The organism is Streptomyces sp. NPDC030991, assembly GCF_055571235.1.
The window spans coordinates 159,868-185,864 of sequence record NZ_JBVIFR010000012.1; the positions used below are offsets into that span (position 1 = coordinate 159,868).

The 25,997-nt window shown below is 71.0% G+C and carries 20 protein-coding genes; 4 read left to right on the forward strand and 16 right to left on the reverse strand.

The window, feature by feature from the left end; genetic code table 11:
- The first annotated feature begins 44 nt into the window (after nt 1–44).
- The gene (locus ACZ45E_RS23180) at nt 45–1,430 is read left to right on the forward strand and encodes an OFA family MFS transporter (protein WP_468223374.1); all 1,386 of its coding nucleotides are present in this window, start codon (nt 45–47) and stop codon (nt 1,428–1,430) included.
- Nucleotide 1,431: 1 nt separating this feature from the next.
- A complete protein-coding gene (locus tag ACZ45E_RS23185) occupies nt 1,432–2,808 on the forward strand; it encodes an OFA family MFS transporter (protein ID WP_468223376.1) in 1,377 nt (458 codons plus the stop codon).
- Nucleotides 2,809–2,881: 73 nt separating this feature from the next.
- On the opposite strand, the gene ACZ45E_RS23190 is transcribed toward ACZ45E_RS23185, so the two are convergent.
- The 15 genes from ACZ45E_RS23190 to ACZ45E_RS23260 all read right to left on the reverse strand — a co-directional run bounded on the left by ACZ45E_RS23190 (nt 2,882) and on the right by ACZ45E_RS23260 (nt 22,993).
- Nucleotides 2,882–4,069 (reverse strand): sugar phosphate isomerase/epimerase family protein, encoded by a 1,188-nt coding sequence (locus ACZ45E_RS23190; protein WP_468223378.1) that lies wholly within the window; start codon nt 4,067–4,069, stop codon nt 2,882–2,884.
- Nucleotides 4,070–4,160: 91 nt separating this feature from the next.
- Nucleotides 4,161–5,579, reverse strand: a complete 1,419-nt coding sequence (locus ACZ45E_RS23195; protein WP_468223380.1) for a nucleotide pyrophosphatase/phosphodiesterase family protein — start codon at nt 5,577–5,579, stop codon at nt 4,161–4,163.
- Complete coding sequence (gene eboE, locus ACZ45E_RS23200; protein ID WP_468223382.1) at nt 5,576–6,748, reverse strand: metabolite traffic protein EboE; 1,173 nt, start codon at nt 6,746–6,748, stop codon at nt 5,576–5,578. The genes ACZ45E_RS23195 and eboE overlap by 4 nt, the downstream gene beginning before the upstream one ends.
- A 3-nt stretch (nt 6,749–6,751) precedes the next feature.
- Nucleotides 6,752–7,603, reverse strand: a complete 852-nt coding sequence (locus ACZ45E_RS23205) for a TatD family hydrolase (RefSeq protein ID WP_468223385.1) — start codon at nt 7,601–7,603, stop codon at nt 6,752–6,754.
- Nucleotides 7,603–8,232, reverse strand: coding sequence for an EboA domain-containing protein (locus tag ACZ45E_RS23210; protein WP_468223387.1), 630 nt, complete (start codon nt 8,230–8,232; stop codon nt 7,603–7,605). The genes ACZ45E_RS23205 and ACZ45E_RS23210 overlap by 1 nt, the downstream gene beginning before the upstream one ends.
- Nucleotides 8,229–9,149: a sugar phosphate isomerase/epimerase family protein gene (locus tag ACZ45E_RS23215; RefSeq protein WP_468223390.1), complete on the reverse strand. Its 921-nt coding sequence runs from the start codon at nt 9,147–9,149 to the stop codon at nt 8,229–8,231. Before ACZ45E_RS23215 ends, ACZ45E_RS23210 begins: the two co-directional genes overlap by 4 nt.
- Before the next feature lie 100 nt (nt 9,150–9,249).
- Complete coding sequence (locus ACZ45E_RS23220) at nt 9,250–10,434, reverse strand: UbiA family prenyltransferase (RefSeq protein WP_468223393.1); 1,185 nt, start codon at nt 10,432–10,434, stop codon at nt 9,250–9,252.
- Nucleotides 10,431–11,603 carry an inositol-3-phosphate synthase gene (locus ACZ45E_RS23225; RefSeq protein WP_468223396.1) on the reverse strand — a complete coding sequence of 391 codons (1,173 nt, stop codon included), beginning with the start codon at nt 11,601–11,603 and terminating at the stop codon, nt 10,431–10,433. Before ACZ45E_RS23225 ends, ACZ45E_RS23220 begins: the two co-directional genes overlap by 4 nt.
- A gap of 103 nt (nt 11,604–11,706) precedes the next feature.
- The gene (locus ACZ45E_RS23230) at nt 11,707–15,426 is read right to left on the reverse strand and encodes a ThuA domain-containing protein (protein WP_468223397.1); all 3,720 of its coding nucleotides are present in this window, start codon (nt 15,424–15,426) and stop codon (nt 11,707–11,709) included.
- A 276-nt stretch (nt 15,427–15,702) separates the two neighbouring features.
- Complete coding sequence (locus ACZ45E_RS23235; RefSeq protein WP_468223400.1) at nt 15,703–16,701, reverse strand: sugar phosphate isomerase/epimerase family protein; 999 nt, start codon at nt 16,699–16,701, stop codon at nt 15,703–15,705.
- Nucleotides 16,702–16,715: 14 nt separating this feature from the next.
- Entirely contained in the window at nt 16,716–17,948 is a 1,233-nt protein-coding gene (locus tag ACZ45E_RS23240) for a Gfo/Idh/MocA family protein (RefSeq protein WP_468223402.1), read from the reverse strand.
- A gap of 55 nt (nt 17,949–18,003) precedes the next feature.
- Entirely contained in the window at nt 18,004–19,053 is a 1,050-nt protein-coding gene (locus tag ACZ45E_RS23245; RefSeq protein ID WP_468223405.1) for a substrate-binding domain-containing protein, read from the reverse strand.
- Nucleotides 19,054–19,082: 29 nt separating this feature from the next.
- The gene (locus ACZ45E_RS23250; RefSeq protein ID WP_468223408.1) at nt 19,083–20,093 is read right to left on the reverse strand and encodes an ABC transporter permease; all 1,011 of its coding nucleotides are present in this window, start codon (nt 20,091–20,093) and stop codon (nt 19,083–19,085) included.
- Nucleotides 20,094–20,205: 112 nt separating this feature from the next.
- Nucleotides 20,206–21,693: a sugar ABC transporter ATP-binding protein gene (locus tag ACZ45E_RS23255; RefSeq protein WP_468223656.1), complete on the reverse strand. Its 1,488-nt coding sequence runs from the start codon at nt 21,691–21,693 to the stop codon at nt 20,206–20,208.
- Between the two features lie 118 nt (nt 21,694–21,811).
- On the reverse strand, nt 21,812–22,993 hold the full coding sequence (locus ACZ45E_RS23260) for an ROK family transcriptional regulator (RefSeq protein ID WP_468223410.1): 1,182 nt from the start codon (nt 22,991–22,993) through the stop codon (nt 21,812–21,814).
- Nucleotides 22,994–23,267: 274 nt separating this feature from the next.
- Between ACZ45E_RS23260 and ACZ45E_RS23265 the strand changes: the two genes are divergently transcribed.
- Together ACZ45E_RS23265 and ACZ45E_RS23270 are read left to right on the forward strand one after the other, a co-directional pair.
- Nucleotides 23,268–24,497, forward strand: coding sequence for a low temperature requirement protein A (locus tag ACZ45E_RS23265; RefSeq protein WP_468223412.1), 1,230 nt, complete (start codon nt 23,268–23,270; stop codon nt 24,495–24,497).
- Nucleotides 24,498–24,669: 172 nt separating this feature from the next.
- The gene (locus ACZ45E_RS23270) at nt 24,670–25,293 is read left to right on the forward strand and encodes a TIGR03086 family metal-binding protein (RefSeq protein ID WP_468223414.1); all 624 of its coding nucleotides are present in this window, start codon (nt 24,670–24,672) and stop codon (nt 25,291–25,293) included.
- A 25-nt stretch (nt 25,294–25,318) separates the two neighbouring features.
- Here the strand turns inward: ACZ45E_RS23270 and ACZ45E_RS23275 are convergent, their stop codons facing one another.
- Nucleotides 25,319–25,996 (reverse strand): GntR family transcriptional regulator, encoded by a 678-nt coding sequence (locus tag ACZ45E_RS23275; RefSeq protein ID WP_468223415.1) that lies wholly within the window; start codon nt 25,994–25,996, stop codon nt 25,319–25,321.
- Nucleotide 25,997: the final 1 nt, after the last annotated feature.

A 25,997-nucleotide genomic window follows, 5' to 3' on the forward strand; every position in this document is an offset into this window, starting at 1 on the left:
AGGGGGCGCTGGCCAGATCTTTCGACGCGAGGGGTGCGACCGTCATGACAACCACCGAGCTACCCGTCTCCGTCCCGTACAGGGAGGTGGCGGACGTCAACGGCCGGGTGTACCGGGTCGGCGAGAGCGACATCGACATCATGGGCCGCAAGCGCAAGTGGATGGTGATCCTGCCCTGGGTGGGGATGATGGGGATCTCCTCCGCCGAGTACGCGTTCGCGTCCGCCGAGGAGACGCTGCACACCGCGCACGACTGGAACAGCCTGCACATCTTCTGGATGATGACCGTCTGGGTCTTCTTCCAGGCCGCGGTGGCCTTCCCAGCGGGCCGGTTGCGTGAGAGCGGCAGACTGTCCGCTCGCTGGGCGATGATGATCGGCGCCGCGGGCACCTTCATGGGGTACCTGTCGCTGGCTCTCGCGCCGCACGTCGTCGTCGCGTACCTCGGTTTCAGCGTGCTCAGCGGGATGGGCGCGGGCATGGTGTACGCCACCTGCGTCAACATGGTGGGCAAGTGGTATCCCGAGCGCAGGGGTGGCAAGACCGGCTTCGTCAACGGCGGCTTCGCCTACGGTTCGGTGCCGTTCGTCTTCCTCTTCACCGGCTTCATGGATCTGACCAACTTCCGCTGGGTGCTGCTCTCGGTGGGGGTCCTGCTCGCGGTGATGGTCGCGTCCGCCGGTTACTTCTTCAAGGATCCGCCGAAGAACTGGTGGCCCGAGAACATCGACCCGCTCAACCCTCCGGAGGACCCGCGCGCGCGGCGTTCCCTGGAGAAGAACCCGCCGGCCGTCAAGCAGTACACCCCCATGGAGGCGTGGCGGACCGGGCGGGTCGCGTTGATGTGGTGCTGTCTGGCGTGCACCTCCGGTGTGAACATCTTCGGTATCGCCTTCCAGGTCGACATCGGTGAGGAGGCGGGATTCGCCGGCGGGATCGTGGCCACCGCGATGTCGCTGAAGGCGATCGTGAACGGCAGCGGGCGCGGTGTCATCGGCTGGCTCTCCGACCGCTACGGCCGCAAGCAGTGCCTGCTCGCCGTCTGCGTCATTCTGGGCGCCGCCCAGTTCGGCATCCTCCTCTCGGCCGAGGCCAAGAACCTTCCCTGCTTCCTGGTCTTCTCCGCGGTATCGGGGTTCGGCGGCGGCGCCATCTTCCCGATGTTCGCGGCGCTCACCGCGGATTACTTCGGCGAGAACAACAACGCGACCAATTACGGCATGGTCTACAGCTCCAAACTCGTCTCCGGACTGGGCGCGGGCATGGGCGCTGTCGTCGTCGGCTCGTGGGGCCATTCCGGCGCCTTCGTCCTGGCCGGCTGCATCTCGTTCTTCGCCGGATTCATCGCGCTGTTCCTGTCGCCGCCCGGCAGGCCGAAGCCCCGTGATGTCCGACCCAACCCGCAACCACTCGGTGAGGAGATGGCTTGATATGACGGCGGAGCCCATCGCCGCAGGAAATTCAGCACCGGCCACCGGCACGGAGTACCGAGAGATAACCGACGAGAACGGCCGCGTCTACCGCGTGGGCGAGACGGACCGCGACATCCTCGGCCACTCCCGTAAGTTCATGGTGTATCTGCCATGGCTCGCGATGATGGCCATCAGCGTCTCCGAGTACGCGTACGGCTCGGCGGAGGACACGCTGTCCAGCGCGCACGGCTGGACGCAGTCGAACACCTTCTGGATCCTCAGCATCTGGGTGTTCTTCCAGGCGGGCATCGCCTTCCCGGCCGGGTGGATGCGCGAGAGAGGGATCCTGACGGCCAAAAGAGCGACGATGACCGGCGCGTTCATGTGCTTACTGGGATTTCTCGCCCTGTCCCATTTCGACGACGTGTGGCTGGCGATCCTCGGGTTCGGTGTCATCGGCGGCCTGGGCTCCGGTCTCGTCTACGCGACCTGTATCAACATGGTCGGCAAATGGTTCCCGGAACGTAAGGGCGGCAGGACCGGATTCGTCAACGGCGGTTTCGCCTACGGGTCGTTGCCGTTCATCTTCATCTTCAACTACGGGTTCGACACGTCGAACTACCACCGGGTGCTCGACATGATCGGCGTGTATGTCCTGGTCGTCGTTCTGGTCTGCGCCTTCTTCTTCAGGGACCCGCCGAAGAACTGGTGGCCGGCCGGGATCGATCCGATGGCCAAGGACGGGTCGGGCAAAAACGCGAGGAGCCTCGCCAAGAATCCGCCCGCGGTGCGGCAGTTCACGCCCAAGGAGGCCATCAGGACCGGGATGCTGCCGCTGATGTGGCTGAGTCTGGTGCTGACGGCCGGGGTGTCGATCTTCGGGATCTCCTTCCAGGTGGACTTCGCCAAGGAGGTCGGCTTCGGTCCTCTCGTCGCGGCGTCCTCGATGGGCGTCATGGCCGTGATCAACGGCGTCGGCCGCGCGGTCGTCGGCTGGCTGTCGGACATCCTGGGCCGCAAGGCGAGCCTCGTCTTCGTGATCGTGGTGCTCGGCCTCGCCCAGTTCGGCGTGATCTGGGCCGGGGACGTCCGCAGCGAGTGGCTGTTCCTGCTCTTCGCCTTCCTGTCGGGCTTCGGCGGCGGCGCCTTCTACCCGATGTTCGCGGCGCTGACCCCGGACTACTTCGGGGAGAACTACAACGCCACCAACTACGGGCTGGTCTACAGCGGAAAACTCGTCAGCGGCCTCTTCGGCGGCGGGCTCGGCTCGATGGTGGTCGCCGCGTGGGGCTACAACGGGGCGTACGCGCTGGCCGGCGGCGTATCGATGGTGGCGGCAGCCGTCGCGCTGCTGTTGCGCCAGCCGGGAAAGGGGCGGAACGCGGCCGCGCGGTAGGCGCGCGCACGGACCGAGAGGGGCCCGGCCTGTCGGCCGGCCCCTCTCGGTCCGCCTGCGGTCGGTCGACCGGTCAGCGCTTCTTGCGCAGCGCCGCCAGGTTGTCGTAACCGATCTTGGCGTATTTCAGGGACTGGCCGAGGTCCGTGGAGCTCGGTGCGTTGTCCTGCTCGACCATGGGGTTGCGGTAGTTCTTCTCGCCGACCCGGCTGAAGAAGGTGCGGTAGTCGATGACGCCCTCACCGAAGACACCCATGTCGTACCCCTCCCCGCTCGTCTCGTTGCGGGTGCCGTCCTTGGCGTGGAACAGGGGGTAGCGCTTGTTGTGGCGGACGACGAGCCCGGCCGGGTCGAAGACCTTCTCCCGCTGGGAACCGTCGTGCGCGGTGTAGGTGTGGAACTTGTACTGGGCGACGTGCGCCCAGAAGATGTCCATCTCCAGCCAGACCGTCCTCGGGTCGGTGCCCTTGAGGAAGTACTCCAGCTTGCGGATGCCGGAGCTGCGGGTCGGGCGACCCTGCGCGTCGAGCGGACCACCGTCGAGCAGGAAGCCGTACGCCGCGTCGTGGTTGTGGGTGTAGAGCTTGATGCCGGCCTTGCGGGCGAGGTCGCCGAGGGCGTTCCACTTGTCGGCGGCCACGTCCCAGTCGGCCTTGTAGGAGCTGGTGGTGGGGTCGCCGCCGGTGCCCATGTGGGCCATGCCGAGGATGTTGGCGATCTCCAGGTTCTTCTTGAACGTGTCGATGTCGGCCTGGGTCAGCGGCCAGGACGACGGGATGAAGCCGTGGTTGCCCTGGGCCCGCAGGCCGTACTCGTCGAGCCAGGAACGCAACAGCTTGGCCCCGGCGACCGATTCCAGGTTGGCGCCCCCCGGTGCGTTCGCGTGCTGGCCGTAGCCCGCGAACTCGACCTGCTTGTATCCGTAGCGGGCCAGCTCCTTGAACACCTCGCGGAAGCCCGAGGGCAGGTCGCTCGTGAGCGGGTCGCGGCCCGTCGCGTCACGCACCGTGTAGAGGATGATGCCGCGCTTGTTCGCGGGCACGAGTTCGCTGCCGCGGCCGTGACCGCCGTGGTCGTGGGCGGGTCCGTGACCGCCGCCTCCCCCGGTCTGCGACTGGGCGAAGGAGGGTGCGGCGCCGAACACGGGCGCGGCGATCGCACCCGCGGCGACGGCGGTGCAGGTGCTGAGGAAACGGCGGCGGTCGAGGCCGAGACGCTGTCTGAGGGCGTCGGCGGCGGGGGTGTCCTGGAAGTCGGTCACGGGTGCCTCTCTTCGACGTGCGGGTGAATAGGGCGGGGACCACTGGCGTGTTGTCAGTGGCGCGTGCTTCACTCTCTGTAACTGGCCCTGGTCAGGAGCGGGTCGGGCCGAGCTGTGTCGCGGCTCGGCCCAGTCCGGCCAGGTCGAGGAGCAGGGATTTCACTTGGGTGGCCGGGACCCGGCCGGGGAAAGCGTGGGGGGTGGAGCTGATGATGAGCGGACCTTCGTCGTCGCTCGTGGGCAGGCGGCCGTGGCTGCCTCGAATAGGTGAGGGATCCAGCGGTACGACCGCCATGCGGTAGCGCATCCCGAGCTTCTTGCGGGCGAGCGCGCCCGCGGCCTTGACCTTGACGTACGGGTCGAGGGGGTCCATGAACAGTTCGACCGGGTCGTAGCCGGGTTTGCGGTGGATCTCGACCAGCTGCGCGAAGTCGGGCGCACGAGCGTCGTCGAGCCAGTAGTAGTACGTGAACCAGGCGTCGGGTTCCGCGATCGCGACGAGTTCGCCGGAGCGCGGGTGGTCGAGGTGCTGGTCCTTCTTGCCCTGGTCGTCGAGGAGTTGCTCGATGCCGGGCAGGTCGGCGAGGGCGGCGCGGGTGGCGTCGAGGTCCTCGGGGCGCCGCACGTAGATGTGCGCGATCTGGTGGTCGGCGACGGCGAACGCCCGTGACGTCATCGGGTCGAGGTACTCCATGCCGTCCTGCGTGTGCACCTCGAGGAGGCCGGCGCGGCGCAGCGCCCGGTTGATGTCGACGGGGCGGTCGACGCGGGTGATGCCGTACTCGGACAGGGCGACGACGGTGCGCCCTTCGGCCCGCGCGTCGTCGAGGAGTGGGGCGAGGGCCGTGTCGAGTTCGGCGGCGGCCCGGTGGGCGCGGGGGTCGTCGGGGCCGAAGCGTTGCAGGTCGTAGTCGAGGTGGGGGAGGTAGCTGAGGATCAGGTCAAGGTGGCGGGTGGCCATGACATGGCGGGTGGCGTCGATGATCCACTGGCTGGAGACGATGTCGGCGCCGGGGCCCCAGAAGTGGAAGAGGGGGAACGTGCCGAGTTTCTCGGTGAGTTCGTCGTGCAGCGCCGGGGGCCGGGTGTAGCAGTCGGGTTCCTTGCGGCCGTCGGCGTAGTAGACCGGGCGGGGCGTGATCGTGATGTCGGTGTCGGCGCCCATGGCGTACCACCAGCAGATGTTGGCGACGCTGTAGCCGGGGTGGGCGCGACGGGCGGCGTCCCAGAGTTTGTCGCCGGACACGAGTCCGTTGTGCTGGCGCCACAGCAGGACGTCGCCGAGTTCGCGGAAGTACCAGCCGTTGGCGACGATGCCGTGCTCGGACGGCGTCGTGCCGGTCAGGAACGTGGACTGGGCGGCGCAGGTGACGGCGGGCAGGACCGTGCCGAGGGGCGCGCGGGAGCCTGACTGGCCGAGGGACTTGAGATGGGGCATGTGGTCGAGGAGACGGGGGGTGAGGCCGACGACGTCCAGGACGAGGAGCGGGGTGGGGCCGGTGTCCGTCATGGCAGCTCCTTGAGGCCGAGGTCGGTCAACAGGTCGCGGGCGAGCGCCAGTTCGGCTGCGATTCCGTCGGCGAGCTGGGACCGGGCGCGGGGGCGTACTTCGGGCGGCAGCGCCTGCCAGGTGTACGTCTCGACTTCGAGGTGGCGGGTGAGAGGCCGCGCGCCGCCGACGAGCCGGGCCAGCGTGGACTTCAGGACGGGCAGCGTGGAGGTGAGCGGTGCGGCGGGGGCCGCGTGGAGCGGGACGTGGAAGTGGGCCCGCCAGGGTGCGGTGTCCGCCAGCGCGGCGCCGCCGAGGGCGGGGCCGAGGTCGTCGGTGCCGTGCAGGGTGCCGGCGGTGATGGTGCGGGTCTGGTGCAGGAAGCGGGGTTCGTCGAAGGCGGCGAGTGCCTCGCGTACTTCGGGGAGATGGGGGTGTTCGGCGTGCAGGGCTGCGGAGAGCTGGGATTTGACGACGGGGACGCGGGCGGCGGCGAGGCCGTCGAGCGCGGTGTCCGGGTCCTCGAAGGAGGTGGCGAGGTGGCAGGTGTCGAGGCAGAGACCGATGCGGTCGGTGCGGGCCACGGCGGTGAGCGGGGCGATCGCGTCGGCGGTGGTCTCCACGGTGCACCCGGGTTCGGGCTCCAGACCGATGCGGACCGACTTGCCGGTCAGTTCCTCGAGGGCGTCGAGGCGTTCGGCGAGCGTGACCAGGGCGGTGCGGGCGGTGTCGGCGCGCCGCTCGTCGTACCCGGTGCGCCAGGCGAGCGGCAGGGTGGAGATGGTGCCGTCGGTGACATCGGCGGGGAGCAGCGCGGCGAGGAGGCGGGCCAGGTCGCTGGTGTGGGCGAGGCGCTCGGGGTCGGCCCAGTCCGGTTTGTAGACGCGGTACTTGACCTCTTCGGCGCCGAACCCTTCATAGGGGAAGCCGTTGAGCGTGACGACCTCGAGGCCGCGCCGGTCGAGTTCCGCGCGCAGGCCGCGCAGCGCCGCCGGGTCGGCGGTCAGGGTGCGGGCGGCGTTCTTGGCGAGCCACAGGCCGATGCCCAGGCGGTCGCGGCCCAGGCGTCTGCGGACCGGTTCGCAGTGGTCACGGAGCTGGGCGAGGACGCCGTCGAGCGTCTCGGCGGGGTGCACGTTCGTGCAGTACGCGAGGTGGACGGTGGAGCCGTCGGGGTGGCGGAAGCGCATGTGTCACGCTCCCCCGCGCAGGATGGAGTTGCCCTCGTGGGTCGCTTCCGGGGGTGTCACCGCGTCGAGTTGGAGGCGACCGCTCAGTCCGTAGAAGGCGACCGGGTTGCGCCACAGGACCTGGTCGACGTCGTCGTCGGTGAAGCCGGCGGCGAGCATCGCGTCGGCGACCTTGCGGGTCTTGAGGGGGTCGCTCCTGCCCCAGTCGGCGGCCGAGTTGACGAGTACCTTCTCGGGTCCGTAGAGGCGCAGGATCTCGACCATGCGGTGCTCGTCCATCTTGGTGTCGGGATAGACGGAGAAGCCGAGCCAGCTGCCGGCGTCCTTGGCCTCCTTGACGGTGGTCTCGTTGAGGTGGTCGACCAGGACGTGATCGACAGGGAGCGCGGACTCGCGGACGACGTCGAGGGTGCGGCGCAGCCCCACGAGTTTGTCGCGGTGCGGGGTGTGGACGAGCGCGGGCAGTTCATGGTCGGCGGCGAGTTGCAGCTGGGCGGCGAGCGCCGCGTCCTCCGCGGGGGTCATGGAGTCGTAGCCGATCTCGCCGACCGCGACGACGTTGTCCTTGACGAGGTAGCGGGGCAGCGCGTCCAGGACGGGCGTGCACCGCGGGTCGTTGGCCTCTTTGGGGTTGAGGGCGATCGTGCAGTGGTGCGCGATGCCGTACTGGGCGGCGCGGAAGGGTTCCCAGCCGAGGAGCGCGTCGAAGTAGTCGAAGAAGGAGGCGGGCGAGGTGCGGGGCTGGCCGAGCCAGAAGGAGGGCTCGACGAGGGCGCGGACCCCGGCGGCGTACATGGCCTCGTAGTCGTCGGTGGTGCGCGACGTCATATGGATGTGGGGGTCGAAGATGCGCATCAGAACTCCTCCTTCGCGGGTGCCGTCAGCGTCAGCACGCGGTGCAGGTCCTCGGGGACGGCCCGGCCCGCCGCGGTGCGTTCCTGGGCGAAGTCGCCCAGCATGCGGGCGAGTTCGGTGTCTCCGCCTGCGCGCCGCCGCAGCCCGGCGACGGCGTCCACCGATACGCCGGTGAACAGGCACTTCAGGACGGCGTGCCGCCAGTCGTGGGCGGGCAGGTGCTCGGCCGCGTACGGGCCGACGGCGGCCGCGACGAGGCGGGTGTCGTTGGTGCGCAGCGCGTCCTCGACGAGCGGCAGCCCGTCGGGCCCGGGGACGAGGTGGGGCAGCGCCTGGAGGACGGCGCGGCGTTCGGCGGCGGTGCCCTGCGCGTACAGGCGGGTGAGGGAGGCCGTGTCGGCGCGCGCCGCGTGCAGCAGGAGGACACGGGCGGTGTCGGCGTGGTTCTGGCCGGTGCGGCGGCCCGCTTCGGCGAACCTCAGCTCCCATACGGGCGGCGCGTGTTCGTCGCGGGGGCCGGTGTGCGCGGCGGCTTCGGCCAGGGCCTGGTCGAGCCAGGCGCGGGCGGCGCCGGTCAGGGCCGTGTCGAGCTGGGTGCGGAGTGCGGTGACGGTGGTGGGGTGGGTCATGCGCTGCCTCCTCGTGCCGCTGCTCGCAGGAACTGCAGGGAGCGGGCGGCCAGTTCGGGGCCCGCGTGGGAGTGCCGGGGCAGTTCGACCACGGTCAGGCCCTGGTAGCCGGTGGCGGCGAGCGCGTCGAGCACCGGCGGGAAGTCGATCTCACCGTCGCCGAACGGCAGATGTTCGTGGACGCCGCGGCGCATGTCCTCGATCTGGACGTGCCGCAGCCAGGGCGCCGCCGCGCGGACACAGTCGGCCGGCGAGTCCGGTTCCAGGCACTGGCAGTGCCCGATGTCGAGGGTGAGGCCGAGGGCGTCCGGGCTGCCGAGGGCGTGGCGCAACCGGTGGAAGTCGGTGAGCGTCGCCAGGAGGTGGCCGGGTTCGGGCTCGATGGCGAGGGGGACGCCGGCGCCGGTGGCGGCCTCCACGACCGGGCCGAGTTCGTCGGCCAGGCGCTTCCACGCGGTGTCCGGGTCGGTCCCGTCGGGGGTGATGCCGCTGAAGCAGTGCACGGCGTGGGCGCCGAGGTCCGTGGCGACCTGGACGGCGCGGACGAGCAGCCGGGCGCGGGCCGCGCGGGCGTCGGGTTCGGGGTCGAGGAGGGAGGGGCCGTGTTTGCGGCGAGGGTCGAGGACGTAGCGGGCGCCGGTCTCGATGGTCACGGTGAGGTGGTGCCGCTCCAGGAGCCGGGCGACGTGCCGGGTGCGGGCCGCCAGGTCCGGGGCCAGCGGGTCCAGGTGCATGTGGTCGAGGGTGAGGCCCACGCCGTCGTAGCCGAGGTCGGCGAGGAGGGCGAGGGCGTCGTCGAGGCGAAGGTCGGTGAGGCCGTTGGTGCCGTAGCCCCAGCGCGGGGTGGTGTGCTCGGCGCCGGTCGCGGTGGTGCTCGGGCTGTCGTCCTGGGTGAGGTGCGACGGGTGGGTGCTCATATGGGGCTCACCTCCGGCGGGGTGAAGGTGACGGCGGTGGCCGGGGCCGGGCCCCAGACCCGGGCACTGCTCCGGGCGGCCGTGCGCGGCAAAAGAGGGCTCACGTCACGCTCACCTTCCTCGCGAAGCGGCGGGCCAGTGGGGCGAGGGCGGCGGTGGCCAGGGCTGTGCCCGGTGATCCCGCGCGTGCGGCGAGGGCCGCCTGGAGCGGGATCATGGCGCGGATTCCGGCGCCGACGGCGCGTTGGGTGAGGGGTGGGGAGGGGTTCAGGGTGGCGTGGAGGAGAGGGCGGGTCACGGTGGCGGCGTACGCGGTGGGACCCGGCAGGCCGAGGAGGGCTGCGGCGCCTCGGCCCGCCGGGAGCTTGAGGAGATGCCTGGTCAGCACTGCCGTAATGGCCAGGGCCGCCGCGGGGGCGGCGGGGGTGCCGCCGGTCGTCTCGTTGCGGGAGACGGTGGTCACCGCCGCGGTGTGTGTGGCGAGGGTCAGGGCGGCGGGTAGCGCCGCGAGCAGACGGGGCGGGCCGGGGTTCTGGACGCCGCGGCGGCCGGGCGGGGCGCTCCGCGATCCGGCCGCGCCCGACAGCGGGCCGAACCACCCCGGCCCGGGTGTTGTCGCCCGCAACTGCCCGGGCTTCGGCGGCGGCGCCGGTGCCGGTGCCGGTGCCGATACCAGTCCCGGTACCGGACGCTCGGCACCACCAGCCCCGGCAGCGGCGCCAGCCGTGGCACGAGCACCCGCTCCCGTACCCGCGCTCCCACCGAGCCCGGTCCTCCGCGATCGGGCCGCGCTCACGAGTGGCCCGAGGCGCGTCGGCCCCGGCTGGTCCCGCTGCGATCCGGCGGCGCCCAAGAGCACGTCCAGGCCCCTGGCGGCGCCCATCGCCAGTGGTCCGGCGGGGGTCCGTTTCAGGCCCAGGTCGTACACCCAGACCGTCGCCGCGAGCGCCGCGCTCAGTGCTCCGGCGGTGCGGCCCGCGCGGAACGCGAGGCCCAGCCCCGCCGCGGTGAACGCGCCGGCCGCGGTGAGTGCCGCGGCGGGGCGGATCCGCCCGGAGGGGATCGGGCGGTGGGGGCGGTCGACGGCGTCCTCGGCGCGGTCCGCCCAGTCGTTGAGCGCCATGCCCGCCTCGTACAGGCACAGGGAGGAGCCGATGGCGAGGAAGGTGCCGCGGCCGGGGCGGGCACCGACGGCGGCGGCGCCGGCGAGGGCGTCACCGGGGACGGTGAACAGGGCGGGAAGGCGCAGGAGTTCGGCCCAGGCGCGCCGTCGCCCGCCGCTCATCGTGGGTCTCGCAGCCGCTGGGCGAAGTCCACCAGTGCGGCGAACTGCTCGCCGAGCGCCGACGAGGCGCCGCCGTCCGGGTCCTTGAAGTAGAAGCCGAGTTCGGGGCGGGGGCCGGTCAGGCCGAGGTCGGTGGCGCTCAGCAGCAGCCGGGCCAGGTCGAGGACGAGGGGCGCGGCGAGCGCGGAGTCGCAGCCCTGCCAGGTGGTCTGGAGGACCATGCGCGCGCCGAGGAAGCCGTCGAACGCGATGTGGTCCCAGGCGGTCTTCCAGTCGCCGAGTGCGGGCACGTCGTCGATGTGGACCTCGCCCTGGGGTGCGGCGCCGAGGGTGTCGACAAGGACGCGTTCCTTGCCTGCGTTCTTCGCCGCGGCCGCGGCGGGGTCGGCGAGGGCGGCGCCGTCGCCGCCGCCGAGCAGGTTGGTGCCGGACCAGGCGCGTACGGCGAGGGCGCGTTGCAGGAACATCGGGCCGAGTACGGAGCGCAGCAGGGTCTGCCCGGTCTTGCCGTCGCGGCCGGCGTGGGGGACCGAGGCGGCGGCGGCCGCGGTCGCGAGGTCCGGGTGGTGCAGGCCCGTGGAGGGGGTGAAGTTGACGTACGGGCAGCCGGCGCGGAGGGCGGCGGCGGCGTAGAGCGAGCTGGGCGGGAGGGGTCCGTCGGTGGTCGGCGCCGGTTCGGTGGAGGCGACGTTGACGACGACGGCGCCCGCGAGGCCCTGGTCGCGTACGAAGTCCTGGATGTCGGTGGCGAAGGTGGTGATCAGCTCGTCCTGGGTGCGGTCGTCGTCGCGGCCCGGCAGGGGGCCGCCGGGCTTGATCTCCCGGTCGGCGGCCGCCAGTTCGGCGGCGACGGCGGCAGGCAGGCCGTGCGGCAGGACACCGCCGGCGGCGAGTTGTTCGGCGCGTTTGGGCAGCGGGCAGTCGACGGTGTCGTGGCCGCCGAAGACGAGCGACGACAACGTTGGCAGACCCACATCGGTGAAGGGGGTGGTCTCGGTGACCATGCCGGTCGGCGGGTGCAGGCCCGCGGCGACGGCGGCGCAGCCCGCGATGGCGGTGGTGGCGACGGAGCCGCGTGCTCCGACCAGCCAGACGCCGAAGCGCGGGGCCGGGGACGAAGCGGAGAGAGGGGAAGGGAGGGGGGAGGGAAGGGACGGTTCGGCGGACATGGGCAGCCTCCTTGTCAAACACGAACCGGGGGTCGTGAGCGGTGCCGGGGTGTGCCGGGTGAGACGGCGGGCGGAGGTCCGGCGTCCTCCGCCCGCCGCCGTTCTAGTCGCCCGTGGTGGGCGGTTCCTTGAGCTGGATGTCGCGGTAGGAGACCTGGTCGTCGGCGCCGTGGTTCTGGATGCCGATGTAGCCGTCGGTCAGGCTCCGCTCGGGGTCCTTGTTGGTGAAGTCGTTGATCTTGACTCCGTTGAGGAACACCTGGAGGCGTTCGCCCTGGACCTTGATCTCGTAGGAGTTCCACTGGCCGGGCGGCCGCAGGACCTGGTCACGGGCCTTGATGTTCGCCGACTTGAACGTGTAGACCGCGCCGGTGGTGCGGTCGGCGGCGTCCGTGGCGTCGATCTGGATCTCGTAGCCCTTGTTCACCGCGGACCAGGGGTCGTCGGAGGCGGGGAAGCCCACGAAGACACCGGAGTTGTCGTCGCCCTGCATCTTCCAGTCGAGCTTGAGGGAGTACGACTTCAGCTCCTTGGCCTGGTACCAGAGCAGCCCCATGCCGCCCTCGGACTCCAGGGCGCCGTCCTTGACGTTGAAGGTGCCGGGGCCGGCCTGCTTCCAGCCGTCGAGGGACTGACCGTTGAAGATCGGCCGGTAGTCCCTGTTCGGCTTGCAGTCCGCCTTGGCCTGGCCGCTGGCGTACTTCAGACCGCCGAGCAGGTGGGTGCGGTAGGCGTCGTCCGCGTAGGACTCCTTCGTGTGGCCGAGGCCGGTGTAGAAGGAGCGGCCGCCGCCATAGCTCTGGCACCAGGCGATCGGGTGGTCGCCCTTCATGTTCCCGCCCTGGTACGTCGTCTCGTCGAGGGAGGCGAGGACGTGCACCTTGTCGCGCGGGTTGGTGCGGTAGTTGTACAGCTCGTCGGTGCGCTCCCAGGCCTGGCCGAGGTGGGCGGTGGCCGGGTTGGCGGAGTCCTCGACGCGCACGGTGGCCTTCTGGATGGCCGGGTGCGAGTCGAAGTAGGCGCCGACGAGGTTGCCGTAGTACGGCCAGTCGTACTCGGTGTCGGCCGCCGCGTGGACGCCCATGTAGCCGCCGCCCTTGGCGATGAACTCCTCGAACGCCTTCTGCTGGCTGTCGTTGAGGACGTCACCCGTGGTCGACATGAAGACGACCGCGTCGTAGCGGGCGAGGTTGTTGGTGGTGAACTGGGCGGCGGACTCGGTGGCATCGACCGTGATGTCGCTGGTCGCGCCGAGCTCCTTCAGGGCCGCGATGCCCTCGGGGATCGCGTCGTGGCGGAAGCCGGCCGTCTTGGAGAAGACGAGGACCCGCTTGGCGCCCTTCACGGGGCCGTCGCCGCTGATCTCGAAGTCGTCGATGTCGTAGAGCGCGCCGGCACCGCCCTTGAAGACGAGGTAGAGGTCGGTGGTCTTCTTCGGGACGTTGCGCAGCGGCACGTCGACGTTCTGGAACGTCTCCCAGCCGCCGGTGACGGGGACCGTGGTGGAGCCCAGCAGGGTGCCGGTCGCCGATCCGGCGCGCACCTCCAGGTAGCCGCCCGCGCCGCCGGAGGAGATCCGGGCGGTGAGCTTCTTGGCTCCGGTGAGGTTGTAGGGCGAGAAGGCGATCCAGTCGCCGTCCTGGATGTCGCCGACGGTCCGGCCGCCGTTGGCCTGCGTCTTGTTCTGCGGCGTGGTGCCCTGCTGCTTGGTGTAGTGCTCGGCCTGGCGGTGGCGCGGCTGGAGCTGGACCTGGTCGTGGCTGGTGAGTGCGGCCTGGCCGCCCCCGCCGCCGTCGGTGTACTCGGCGTCGAGCACGCCGTAGATGTTGGCGTTCGGGTCGTGCTCGGCGTCGGCGGGCGCCGTGATGGTGCCTTCGCAGCCGTTGGCCGAGGTGATCGCGTGGGCGTGGTTGTCGTGGCCGAGGAGGTAGCGCACGGTGACCTTGGAGCAGTCGATCGTGCCGTCCTCCGGGTCACTGACCGCGACCTTGAACGGGATGGTGTCACCGAACTTGAAGAGCTGGCCGTTGGGCGGGTTCTGGAACTTCACCGTGGGGGCGGTGTTGCCGACGACGACACGGACGTTGGCGGAGCCGGTGCGGCCCGTGCCGTCGTCACCCGTCACCGTCACCACGTACGTGCCGTCCTTGCGGTACGTGTGGCTGGGGTTGGCGCCTGTGCCCTTGGTGCCGTCGCCGAAGTCCCAGCTGTAGGTGATGGGGTCGTTGTCGGCGTCGGTGCCGGTCGCGGTGAACGTGGTGCGCAGCGGCGACTGGCCGGAGGTCTTGGTGGCCTTGGCCTCGACGATCGGCGAGTGACCGCCGGTGGCGTTCTCGATGCGGTACAGCGCCGAGTGCTCATCGCCGCCGAACCAGGAGAGGCCGTAGTCGAGGACGTAGAGCGCGCCGTCGGGGCCGAAGGCGCTGTCCATGACCTGGGTGCCGGACCACGGGAAGTCGTTGATCTTCGAGACGTTCCCGGAGCCGTCCTGCTCGATCCGCTTGATCCACTGGCGGCCGAACTCGCCGGCGAAGAAGTCGCCGTCGTACTCCTCGGGGAACTTCACCGGGGAGTCGAGGTTCGCGTCGTAGCGGTAGACCGGGCCTGCCATCGGCGACTCGGAGCCGGAGCCGAACTCGGGCACCGAGGCGTTGTCGTACGGGATCCAGGCGGGCTGGGCCGGCGGCAGGTCGGTGAGGCCGGTGTTGTTCGGCGAGGTGTTCTTCGGCGCGTCGCAGTCGAAGGCCGCGCCGGAGACCTTGGTGCCGAAGTCGTAGTCGACGTAGGCGTCGTTGTCGCCGGTGCAGTACGGCCAGCCGAAGTTGGCCGCCTTGGTGATCTTGGCGAACTCGACCTGCCCTGCCGGTCCCCGCTTGGGGTCGGCGGCGCCGGCGTCGGGCCCGTAGTCACCGACGTAGACGGTGCCGGTCGGCTTGTCGACGCTGATGCGGAACGGGTTGCGGAAGCCCATCGCGTAGATCTCGGGGCGGGTCTTCTCGGTGCCCGGCGCGAAGAGGTTGCCGGCGGGGACGTCATAGGTGCCGTCCGCCTTGACCTTGATGCGGAGCACCTTGCCGCGCAGGTCGTTGGTGTTGCCGGAGCTGCGCTGCGCGTCGAAGGCCGGGTTGCGGTCGGCGCGCTCGTCCAGGGGGCTGAAACCGTCGGAGGCGAAGGGGTTGGTGTCGTCGCCGGTCGACAGGTACAGGTTGCCGTCGGCGTCGAAGTCGATGTCGCCGCCGACGTGACAGCAGGTGCCGCGGGAGGTCTTGACCTCGAGGATGTTCTTCTCGCTGGCCTTGTCCAGGGTGCCGTCCGCCTTGAGGACGAAGCGGGCCAGCCGGTTCACGCCGTCGAACTTGGCGAAGTCGGCGGCGGTGCCGGTCTCCGGGGCGTCGCCGGCCGGAGTGTCCAGCGGCGGCGCGTAGTAGAGGTAGATGAACCGGTTGTCCTTGAAGGCCGGGTCGATGCCGACGCCCTGGAGGCCCTCCTCGTCGTGGCTGTACACGTCGAGCTTTCCGGCGACGGAGGTGCTGCCGCCCGCGTCGGTCAGCCGCAGCGTGCCGTCACGGGAGGTGTGCAGGACGCTGCGGTCCGGGAGGACGGCCAGCGACATCGGTTCGCCGGTCTCGTCCGCGCCCTTGGCGAGGGTGACCTGCTGGAAGTCGGAGTCCGCGGCGGGCGCGTCCGGCTCCGGGTGGGCGACGGCCGTACCGGGCACCAGCGCCAGGGACGAGCCGACCAGTACGGAGCCGGTGAGCAGGGCGAGGGTGGTGCGGAGTCTGGAGCGCCTGGTGGTGCTTCTTCTGCTGCTGCTTGTGTGCACGAAGTCCCTCCGGGAACGGGGTGGGCCGTACGGAACGGGTGCGAGGACGTGCGGTGCGGGCGCCGGGGTGCACCGTCACCCCGGAGGTACGTGTGGCCTGAACGCTTCAGTGACACTTCAGGGACCGTAGCCGCGTTCGTCCGGGCCGAACACCCCTTGCGACACGACTGGTTGAGCTTTTTCCCATCACAGGACAAAGCAGGGTGCGGGCAGGCCGGACCGGGGACCGGCGGTGCGTCCGGTCCCCGCCCCGTGCCCGGTGCGGCGGGCGGTCCCTCAGCTGTTGAACGCGGCGTCGAAGGACGCGCTCGGCGGCTCGAAGTCGAGCTTGCGCAAGTGGCCCAGCGCCTCGGGAGCGCCCTGGAGCCGGTCCATGCCGGCGTCCTCCCACTCCACCGAGATCGGCCCCTGGTAATCGATCGAGCGGAGCATGCGGAAGACGTCCTCCCAGGGCACGTCCCCGTGGCCCGCGGAGACGAAGTCCCAGCCGCGGCGCGGGTCGCCCCAGGGCAGATGGGAGCCGAGACGCCCGTTGCGGCCGTCGAGGCGGCGCCGGGCCTCCTTGCAGTCGACGTGGTAGATGCGGTCGCGGAAGTCCCACAGGAAGCCGACCGGGTCGAGGTCCTGCCAGACGAAGTGGGACGGGTCGAAGTTGAGGCCGAACGCCGGCCGGTGGCCGACCGCTTCCAGCGCCTTGTGTGTCGTCCAGTAGTCGTACGCGATCTCGCTGGGGTGCACTTCGTGGGCGAAGCGCACGCCCTGCGCGTCGAAGACGTCGAGGATCGGGTTCCAGCGCGTGGCGAAGTCCTCGTAGCCGCGCTCGATCATCGACTCGGGGGCCGGCGGGAACATGGCGACCAGGTGCCAGATCGAGGAGCCGGTGAAGCCGATGACGGTATCGACACCGAAGGCGGCGGCCGCGCGGGCCGTGTCCTTGATCTCGGCGGCGGCCCGCTGCCGGACGCCCTCCGCTTCGCCGTCGCCCCAGATCCGGGCGGGCAGGATCGCCTCGTGCCGCTCGTCGATGATGGCGTCGCAGACGGCCTGGCCCACCAGGTGGTTGGAGATCGCCCAGCACTTGAGGCCGTACTTGTCGAGCAGCGCGTGGCGCGAGTCGAGGTATCCGGGGTCGGCGAGGGCTTTGTCGACCTCGAAGTGGTCGCCCCAGCAGGCGAGTTCGAGGCCGTCGTAGCCGAAGTCGCGGGCCAGGCGGCAGACCTCTTCGAGCGGAAGATCCGCCCATTGACCGGTGAACAGGGTGAACTGGCGTGGCACGGTCGCAAGCCTCCTCAAGCCTGAACAGGGGTGTACACGGAGTTCTTCGCCGCGCTCTCCTCGACCGCCGCGAGGACGCGCTGCACCTGGAGACCGTCGGCGAACGACGGTGCGGGCACAGTGTGTTCGGCGATGGCGTGGACGAGGTCGCGGGCCTGGTGGACGAAGGTGTGCTCGTAGCCGAGGCCGTGGCCCGGCGGCCACCACGCCTCCAGGTAGGGGTGCTCGGGTTCGGTGACGAGGATGCGGCGGAAGCCGGCGCTGATGCCGGGTTCCGTGTGGTCGTGGAAGGACAGCTCGTTGAGGCGCTCCAGGTCGAAGGCCAACGAGCCGCGTTCGCCGTTGAGTTCGACGCGCAGCGCGTTCTTGCGGCCGGTCGCGAAACGCGTCGCCTCGAAGGAGGCGATCGCCCCGGAGGCGAAGCGGGCGGTGAACAGGGCCGCGTCGTCGACGGTGACCTGCCCGAGGCCCCCTCCCCCGGTCGCCGAGAGTCCGGCGGAGGCGCCTTCCAGGACGGGGCGCTCGCGGACGAACGTCTCGGTGAGCGCCGAGACGCCCGCGACCGGTTCGCCCGCGAGGTACTGGGCGAGGTCGACGGCGTGGGCGCCGAGGTCGCCGAGCGCGCCCGAGCCCGCGTACGGCTTCTGCAGCCGCCACGTCAGCGGGAACGACGGGTCGACGAGCCAGTCCTGGAGGTAGCTGACGCGCACGTGCCGCAGGGTGCCGACGCGGCCCTCGGCGACCATGCGGCGGGCGAGGGCGATGGCGGGGACGCGGCGGTAGTTGAAGCCCGTCATCGCCACCAGGCCGCGCTCGGCTGCCTGCTGGGCGACCTCGGTCATCGCCTCGGCCTCCTCGACGGAGTTGGCGAGGGGCTTCTCGCACAGCACGTGCTTGCCCGCTTCGAGCGCCGCGACGGCGATCTCCGCATGGCTGTCACCGGGCGTGCAGATGTCGACGAGGTCGACGTCGTCCCGCTCGATGAGCACCCGCCAGTCCGTCTCGGCGGCGGCCCAGCCGAGCCGGTCGGCCGCGGCGCGCACGGCCGAGCCGTCACGGCCGCAGACCGCGGCGAGCCGGGGCGTCAGCGGCAGGTCGAAGACCCGGCCCGCGGTGCGCCACCCCTGTGAGTGGGCGGCGCCCATGAACGCGTAGCCGACCATGCCGACCCCCAGGACCGGCTTCACCTCTCCGTCGTTGTCGCCGCCCGTAACCCGAGCCGTCGAACCCGTGCTGCTGCCTGCCATGCGGAAGTCCTCCTCGTCCACGCGGTGATCCCCAGGTGCCTCGTGCCGGCGCCCGTCACTTGAAGCCGGTCGGCATGTACTGGCCGACGTTCTCCTTGTCGACGACGGCGGAGAACAGGGTCACGTGGGCGGGTATCTCGAACTCGGCCATGCCGCCGATGCCCTTGCCCTGACCGAGCGCGCGGGCCAGGTCGATGGCGGACGCGGCCATGGTGGGCGGGTACAGGACGGTGGCCTTCAGGACGCTGTCGTCGGCCTCGATGGCCTGCATCGCGGCGAGGGCGCCGGCGCCACCGACCATCAGGAACCCGTCGCGGCCCGCCTGCTTGATGGCGCGCAGGGCGCCGACGCCCTGGTCGTCGTCGTGGTTCCACAGCGCGTCGAAGCTCTTCTGCGCCTGGAGGAGCTGGGCCATCTTGGCCTGCCCCGACTCGACGGTGAAGTCGGCGGCCTGGCGGGCCACCTTCTCGATGTTCGGGTAGTTCTTCAGGGCGTCGTCGAACCCTTGGGTGCGCTGCTTGGTGAGTTCGAGGTTGTCGATGCCGGCCAACTCGATGACCTTGGCGTTCTTCTTGTCCTTGAGCTTCTCGCCGATGTAGTTGCCGGCGCTCAGGCCCATGCCGTAGTTGTCGCCGCCGATCCAGCAGCGGTACGCCTGCGGGGTGTTGAAGATGCGGTCGAGGTTGACGACGGGGATGCCGGCGCGCATCGCCTTGAGGCCGACCTGCGTCAGCGCCTTGCCGTCGGCGGGGAGCACGACGAGGACGTCGACCTTCTTGTTGATGAGCGTCTCGACCTGGCCGATCTGCGCGGCCGTGTCGTTGGAGCCCTCGGTGGCTTCGAGGGCGACGTCGGAGTACTTCTTGGCCCGCTCCTTGGCGTTCTCGTTGATGGCGTTGAGCCAGCCGTGGTCGGCCTGCGGCCCGGCGAAGCCGATGGTGACCTTCTTGCCGGGCTTGTCGTCGGCGACCGGCTGGTCGGCGGCCTTGCTGCTGTCGCCCTTGTCGCTGGGCTCGTTGCTGGTGCAGGCCGTGAGCAGACCGCCTGTGGTGACGGCCGCGGCCGCGCCGAACAGGAGTCCTCTGCGGCTCGTGATCTCTGGCATGACGTCGTCCCTTCCCGGGGCTTGAGAGGTCAGGAGTGGGTGTGTGCTGTACGTCGCTGGACCAGGACCGCGGCGACGATGATCGCGCCCTTGGCGATCTGCTGTACGTCGCTCTGGAGGTTGTTCAGCGCGAAGATGTTGGTGATCGTGGTGAAGATCAGGACCCCGAGGACGGAGCCGACGATGGTGCCGCGGCCGCCGGTGAGGAGGGTGCCGCCGATGATGGCCGCGGCGATGGCGTCGAGTTCGTACAGGTTGCCGTTGGTGTTCTGGCCGGAGCCGGCCAGCACGATCAGCAGGAACGCGGCGATGCCGCAGCACAGGCCGGAGAGCAGGTAGAGGTACAGACGCTGACGGCGTACGTCGATGCCGGCCAGCCGGGCGGCTTCCGCGTTGCCGCCGACGGCCACCGAGCGGCGGCCGAACGTGGTGCGGTTCAGGACGAGCCAGCCGATGACGGTGACGGCGGCGAAGACGAGGACGAGCGGCGGAATGCCGAGGATGTAGGCGTCCCGCTCGCCGAGCTTCAACACGCTGCCCACGGTGACCACTTGGGTGCTGCCGTCGGTGATCTGCTCGGCGAGACCACGGCCCGAGGCGAGCATCGCGAGGGTGGCGATGAAGGGGACCATGGCGCCGTACGCGATGAGGACACCGTTGACGAGGCCGCAGGCCACACCCACGACGATCGCGGTGAACAGGATGCCGACGAAGCCGTACTCCTGGGTGGCGACCGTCGTGGCCCAGCAACTGGCCAGGGCGACGATCGCGCCGACGGAGAGGTCGATGCCGCCGGAGATGATCACGAAGGTCATGCCGACGGTGACGACACCGATGACGGACGCCTGGGTGAGGATCAGCTGGACGTTGTCGGTGTCCAGGAAGGAGTCCGGCTGGGTGATCCCGCCGATGACGATGAGGACGGCGAGGACACCGAGCAGGGAGAGCGTGCGGATGTCCAGGCGGACGGCTTTGACGTTCTTGGCGGCCGCGGCGCGTTTGGGCTCCGCCGGGCGGGTTGGGGTGGCGGGCTGCGTCATGACGCCGGGGTCCCTTCTGATCGGGGTCGTCTGTGCGGCGGAGCTGGGGCGCGGGTCGTCCACGGGCGGCGCCGGGGCGGTCGTCCCCCGGGCGCGCCCCCGGCGGGGCGGCTCACGCCGGCGTTCCTTCCATCACCAGGTCCAGGACCCGGTGCTCCGTCAGTTCCGTGGCCGGGGCCTCGTGGACGACGTGGCCCTCGCGCAGGACCAGGACGCGGTCCGCGAGGCCCAGGACCTCGGGCACCTCGCTGGAGACCAGCAGGACGGCGAGGCCGTCGTCGGCGAGGCGGCGGATGACCGCGTACAGCTCGGCGCGGGCGCCGACGTCGACGCCCCGGGTCGGCTCGTCCAGGAGCAGGACCTTGCAGCCGCGGAGCAGCCAGCGGGCCAGCACCGCCTTCTGCTGGTTGCCGCCGGAGAGAGTGCGGACGGGGACGGACGGGTTGTCCGGGCGCAGCGACAGCTCCCGGACGGCCTTGCGGGCGGCCTCGTCCTCCCGGCCCCGGTCGACCCAACCGCCGTAGGAGAAGCGGGACATGGAGGAGACCGAGACGTTGCGGGTCACCGATTCCAGCATCAGGAGCCCTTGGGCCTTGCGCTCCTCGGGGGCGAGACCGAGGCCCGCCCGGACCGCGGCGCGCACACTGCCGGGTCGCAACGCCCGTCCCTCGACACTGACCTGACCGGTCGTCGGTTTTCGGGCGCCGTAGATCGTCTCCAGGATCTCGGAGCGTCCGGAGCCGACCAGTCCGGCGAGGCCGACGATCTCGCCCGGGCGGATCTCCAGGTCCAGTGGCGCGAACTCGCCCTGGCGGGACAGGTTCTGGACGCGCAGGACCGGTTCGGCCGCCGTGATGGCCGGCGGACGGTCCGGGAAGACGTACTCGACGTTGCGGCCCGTCATCAGCGCCACCACGTCACGTGTCGGCGTGTCCTTCGCCGGGAGGCCGCCGGCCACGGCCCGGCCGTCCTTGAGGACGGTGACCCGGTCGCCGATGCGGCGGATCTCCTCCAGGCGGTGGGAGATGTAGACGACGGCGACGCCGTCCGCTGTGAGGTCGCCGACGATACGGAAGAGGTTGTCGACCTCGTCGGGGTCGAGCGCGGCGGAGGGTTCGTCCATGACGATGAGCCGTACGTCGTGGGAGAGCGCGCGGGCCATCGAGACGATCTGCTGCCCGGCCGCGGACAGGTTCCCCACCAGGGTGCCGGGGGCGATCTCGCCGTGCCCGAGCCGTTTGAGCAGGGCCGCTGTCGCCGCCTTCGCGTCGCGTCCGCGGACCACGAAGCCGGCCGAGGTCGGCTCGTGTCCGAGGAAGACGTTCTCGGCCACCGACACCCCCTCGACCAGGTCGAGTTCCTGGTAGATGGTGGCGATGCCGAGGCGCATCGCGGCGATCGGCGAGCGCAGGGAGACCGGCTCGCCGCGCCAGGTGATGGCGCCGGAGTCCGGCTGGTGGGCGCCGGCGAGGACCTTGATGAGCGTGGACTTGCCCGCGCCGTTCTGGCCGAGCAGGCAGTGCACCTCGCCCGGGCGGACGTCGAGGTCCACCCCGTCGAGGGCGCGTACGCCGGGGAACGACTTGGTGATGCCGTTCATGGTGAGCAGCGGTGGTTCTGGTGCCGAAAGTGCCATGGCGGTTCCCCTAGCAGCGGGTGCGGGCCGGTTTCAGGGCAGGGCAGAGCAGGGCGCTGTGCGGTTACGGGTGTCGGGAGTGCTACGCGGGTGAGAACAGGTGGTCGCTGATGAGGCGGGCGCCGCCGATGACTCCGGCGGTGGGGCCCAGCTCGCCCAGGACGATGGGCAGGTTGCCGGTCGCCAGGGGGAGCGACTGGCGGTAGACCTGGGTGCGCAGGGCGGCGAGGAGCGTGTGGCCGAGGCCGGTGACGCCGCCGCCGATGACGACGAGTCCGGGGTTGAAGAAGCTGACCAGGGAGGCGATGACCTGGCCGGTGCGGTTGCCGCCCTCGCGGATGAGATCGAGGGAGGTGCCGTCACCGGCGGCCGCGGCCACCGCCACATCGGCGGCGCTGAGCTTTCCGGCCAGTTCCAGGCGTCCGGCGAGCTCGGGCGAGCGCCCGTCACGGGCGGCCTCCTCGGCGTCACGGGCGAGCGCCGCGCCGCTGAAGTAGGCCTCCAGGCAGCCCCGGTTGCCGCAGGCGCACTGCCTGCCGTCGGGTTCGACCTGGATGTGCCCGATGTCGCCGGCCGATCCGGTCGTGCCGCGGTAGACCTCGCCGCCGACGACGATGCCGCAGCCGATACCGGTACCGATCTTGACGCAGAGGAAGTCGCGTGCGGAGCGGGCGACGCCCGCGTGCTGCTCCCCCACTGCCATCAGGTTCACGTCGTTGTCGACCATGACGGGGCAGCCCAGTTCCTGGCTGAGCGCCTCGCGGACCGGGAAGCCGTCCCAGCCGGGCATGATCGGCGGGGCGACCGGGACGCCCTCGGGGAAGCGGACGGGGCCGGGCACTCCGATGCCCGCTCCGTCGAACCCCTCGGCCAGCCCCGATGCCCGCAGCTTCGCCGCCATGGCCAGTACCTGCTCGAAGACCGCGACCGGCCCCTCGCGTACGTCCATGGGCTGGGTGATGTGCCCGAGGACCTCCAGCTCGGCGTTGGTGACGGCGACGTCGACCGAGGTCGCGCCGATGTCGACGCCGAGGAAGCGGAGACCGGGGGCGAGCCGGATGTTGTGGGAGCGGCGGCCGCCGCGCGAGGCGGCGAGTCCGTCGGCGACCACGAGCCCGGTCTCCAGGAGGCGGTCCACCTCGACGGCCAGCTTGGAGCGCGACAGATCGATCTGGTCGCCCAGCTGGGCACGGGAGTTGGGTCCTCCGTCGCGCAGCAGTCGCAGCAAGCGCGCCTGGTGCGCGTTGGCGGGTCGAGCCGTCATGCGTCTCACGTGCCCCTCCCCGCCTCTTCGGGCTCCGGTGGACCGGCCGGACCGATGCTGTTTCGGCCAGTCACGCAGTCGTTCTTTCGATGGGGAACGTAGCAGTGCCTGCCGGGTGTGGGAAGAAGTTGCGCAGGAATTACCCATGACTTTCTCCAGTCACAGGACAAAGGTCGGCTCCCGGCGGACTCCCTGAGGTCCTCCTGCGCCGGACGTCACCGGCCCGTAGTCTGTGCGCCGCGACAACGCGCCACGTCACAGGGGGAGTTCAGGCATGACGCCGCAGGCGGCACCACCACAGCGCGAGGAACGGGACGGCGGGGGGCAACCGGCGCTCTCGCAGCGGGTCACCTCGCTGGAGCTCTTCTTCGACCTGGTCTTCGTCTACACGCTCACGCAGCTGACCGTGCTGATCGCGCACGATCTGTCGTGGGCCACCGCGGGCCGCGTCGTGCTCATCTTCGCCGTGCTGTACTGGATGTACTCGGCCTACGCCTACCTCACCAACCAGGTGCCGCCGGACCGGCCGTCGCGCCGCCTGCTGATGCTGCTCGGCATGGCGGGCTTCCTCGTCTGCGCCCTGTCCATCCCGCACGTCTTCGACCCGCACTCGGACGCGGGCGTCGTCTTCGGCCTCGGTCTTCTGCTGGTCGTCGTCGTCCACAGCGCCCTGTACACCCGCAGCCACGGCCACGACGTCGTCTGGTACGCGGCGCCCAACTCCCTGGCCGCGCTGGCGGTCACGGGCGCCGGCCTGTGCACGGGGCTGCTCGCGGACGGGCTGTGGGTGCTGGCCATCGCCCTGCAGTTCGTGACCCCGGTGATGGCGGAGTACGGCCCGGCCCGCCGTTCCGGCCGCGCCAACTCCGAACTCCGGGCACAGATGGGCGCGTTGGACCCCGGGCACTTCGTGGAGCGGCACGGTCTTCTGCTGATCGTCTCCTTCGGCGAGTCGGTCATCGCGATCGGCGTGGGCATCGGCGATCTGCCGTTCACGGCGAGCGTCTTCAGCGGTGTCTTCCTGGCGCTCGCGCTCGCCGGGGCGCTGTGGTGGACCTACTTCGTCCGCGACGAGGGCGGCGCCGAGCACGCCTTCGCCGCGACACCGGCCGACCGGCGCTGGCGCCTCGCGATGACCGCGTACTACTACGCGTTCCTGCCCATGCTGCTCGGCGTGGCGTTTCTCGCCGCGGGGATCAAGAAGTCGCTCGGGCACATCGGGGAGCATCTGCACACGGGGCCCGCGCTGGCCCTCGCGGGCGGTGTCGCGCTGTTCCTGGCGGGAGACGCGGCGTTCCGGGCGGCCATGCGGCTGTTCCCGCTGGGGTACCGGACGCTCTCGGTCCCGGTGGTGCTCGCGACGGCGCTGCTCGGCATCTACGTCTCCGCGCTGGCCCAACTCCTCGCTCTCGTCGTCTCCTTGGTGGTGATGCTGGCCGCTGAGGCACGCTGGTCCCCTCGTGCGTCCACCATGGGTGGCGGCGCGGCCGGGGAGCCCGGATGATCCTGGGGACGGAGGCGACGGGGGCGACGGGGGCGACAGGGAACGCCGGCTCGCAGGCCATACGCTCCGCACCGCGGCCGGAGCCCCGGTGGACCCGGGAGCACGCGCACCGTTTCGACCGCTGATTCCGTCCTGCCCGCCGGGCGGGGCGACTACGAGAGGGGTGGGGACCTTGAGTTCGATCGATGGAGACGGACCGGTCGATGGATACAAGCTGCTGGAGCAGGCGCACGAGTATCTGCGTGCGGCAGTGCGCGAAGTACCGGTGGACGGCTGGGACCGGCCCACGCCGTGCGCCGAGTGGACCGTGCGCCAGGTACTGAACCACGCCCGCCTCGACCAGCAGGCGCTGGTGATGCAGATATCCGACATCGCGCCGGCCGGCGATCCGTTCGCGCCGGAGAACGCGCTCGGGCCCGACCCGCTCGGCGAGCTGGAGCAGGTGCTGGCCGCGGTGACCGAGGCGTGGGAGTCGGTCGGCCGTGGCGCGAGCGACGTCCCGACGCCTTTCGGCCCGCTCCCGGCCTGGCTGGGCACGGCCGCCGCCGCTCTGGACGCGGGCGTGCACGCCTGGGACATCGCCCGGGCGACGGGCCGGCGGCTACCCCTGACGGACGAGCTGGCCACCGGCCTCCAGGTGCCGGCCGACCGCTTCGTCGACTTCGTCCGGGACAACTTCCACAAGTACGCCCCGGCCGTCCCGGCCCCGGCGGGGGCGGGCCCGGCGGGGGCGGGCCCGGCGGCCCGGCTGCTGGCGTTCACGGGCCGCGATCCGCAGTGGCAGGCCGACGGCTAGGGCCGGGGGCCCCGGGAAGCCGAGGTTACTCCTGGTTGCGGTGGTGGTAGGTCTCGCGGGTGTGCTCGGTGTGCGCCCGCATCACCGCCGTCGCCCGTGACTCGTCGCGGGCCGAGATCGCCGCGATGAGTTCGCGGTGCTCGATCCAGGACTGCTTGCCGCGCTGGCGGGCGACGGGCTGGTAGTACCAGCGGACGCGGGCGTCGACCTGGCCGGCGAGTTCGGCCAGGACCACGTTGCCCGCGAGTTCCATGACCTTCGCGTGGAACTCGGCGTTCGTCGCGACCACCACGTCCACGTCCCCGTCGGCGACGGCCTGCTCACCCTTGGCGCAGAGCTCCTCCAGGGCGGTGATGCCGGTCCTGCCCGCGTTGGCCGCGGCGAGCCGGGCCGCCTCGGCCTCCAACAGCGTACGGACGGTGAGGAGTTGGTCGGCCTCCTCCTCTGTCGGCTCGTGCACGAACGCGCCCTGCGCCGGGCGCAGGTCGACCCAGCCCTCGGTGTTCAGCCGTTGCAGCGCCTCACGCACCGGCTGGCGCGAGACCCCGAGATGTCCGGCCAGCTCGCTCTCGACGAGGTGCTGGCCGGGCTGGAGGGCGCGGGTCGTGATGAGTGCGAGCAGCGCCTCGTAGACCCGCTCGCGCAACGGGCCGGGGCGCTCCAGCTTGGGCACCGCCCCCTGCGGCAGTCCTGTGGACAACATC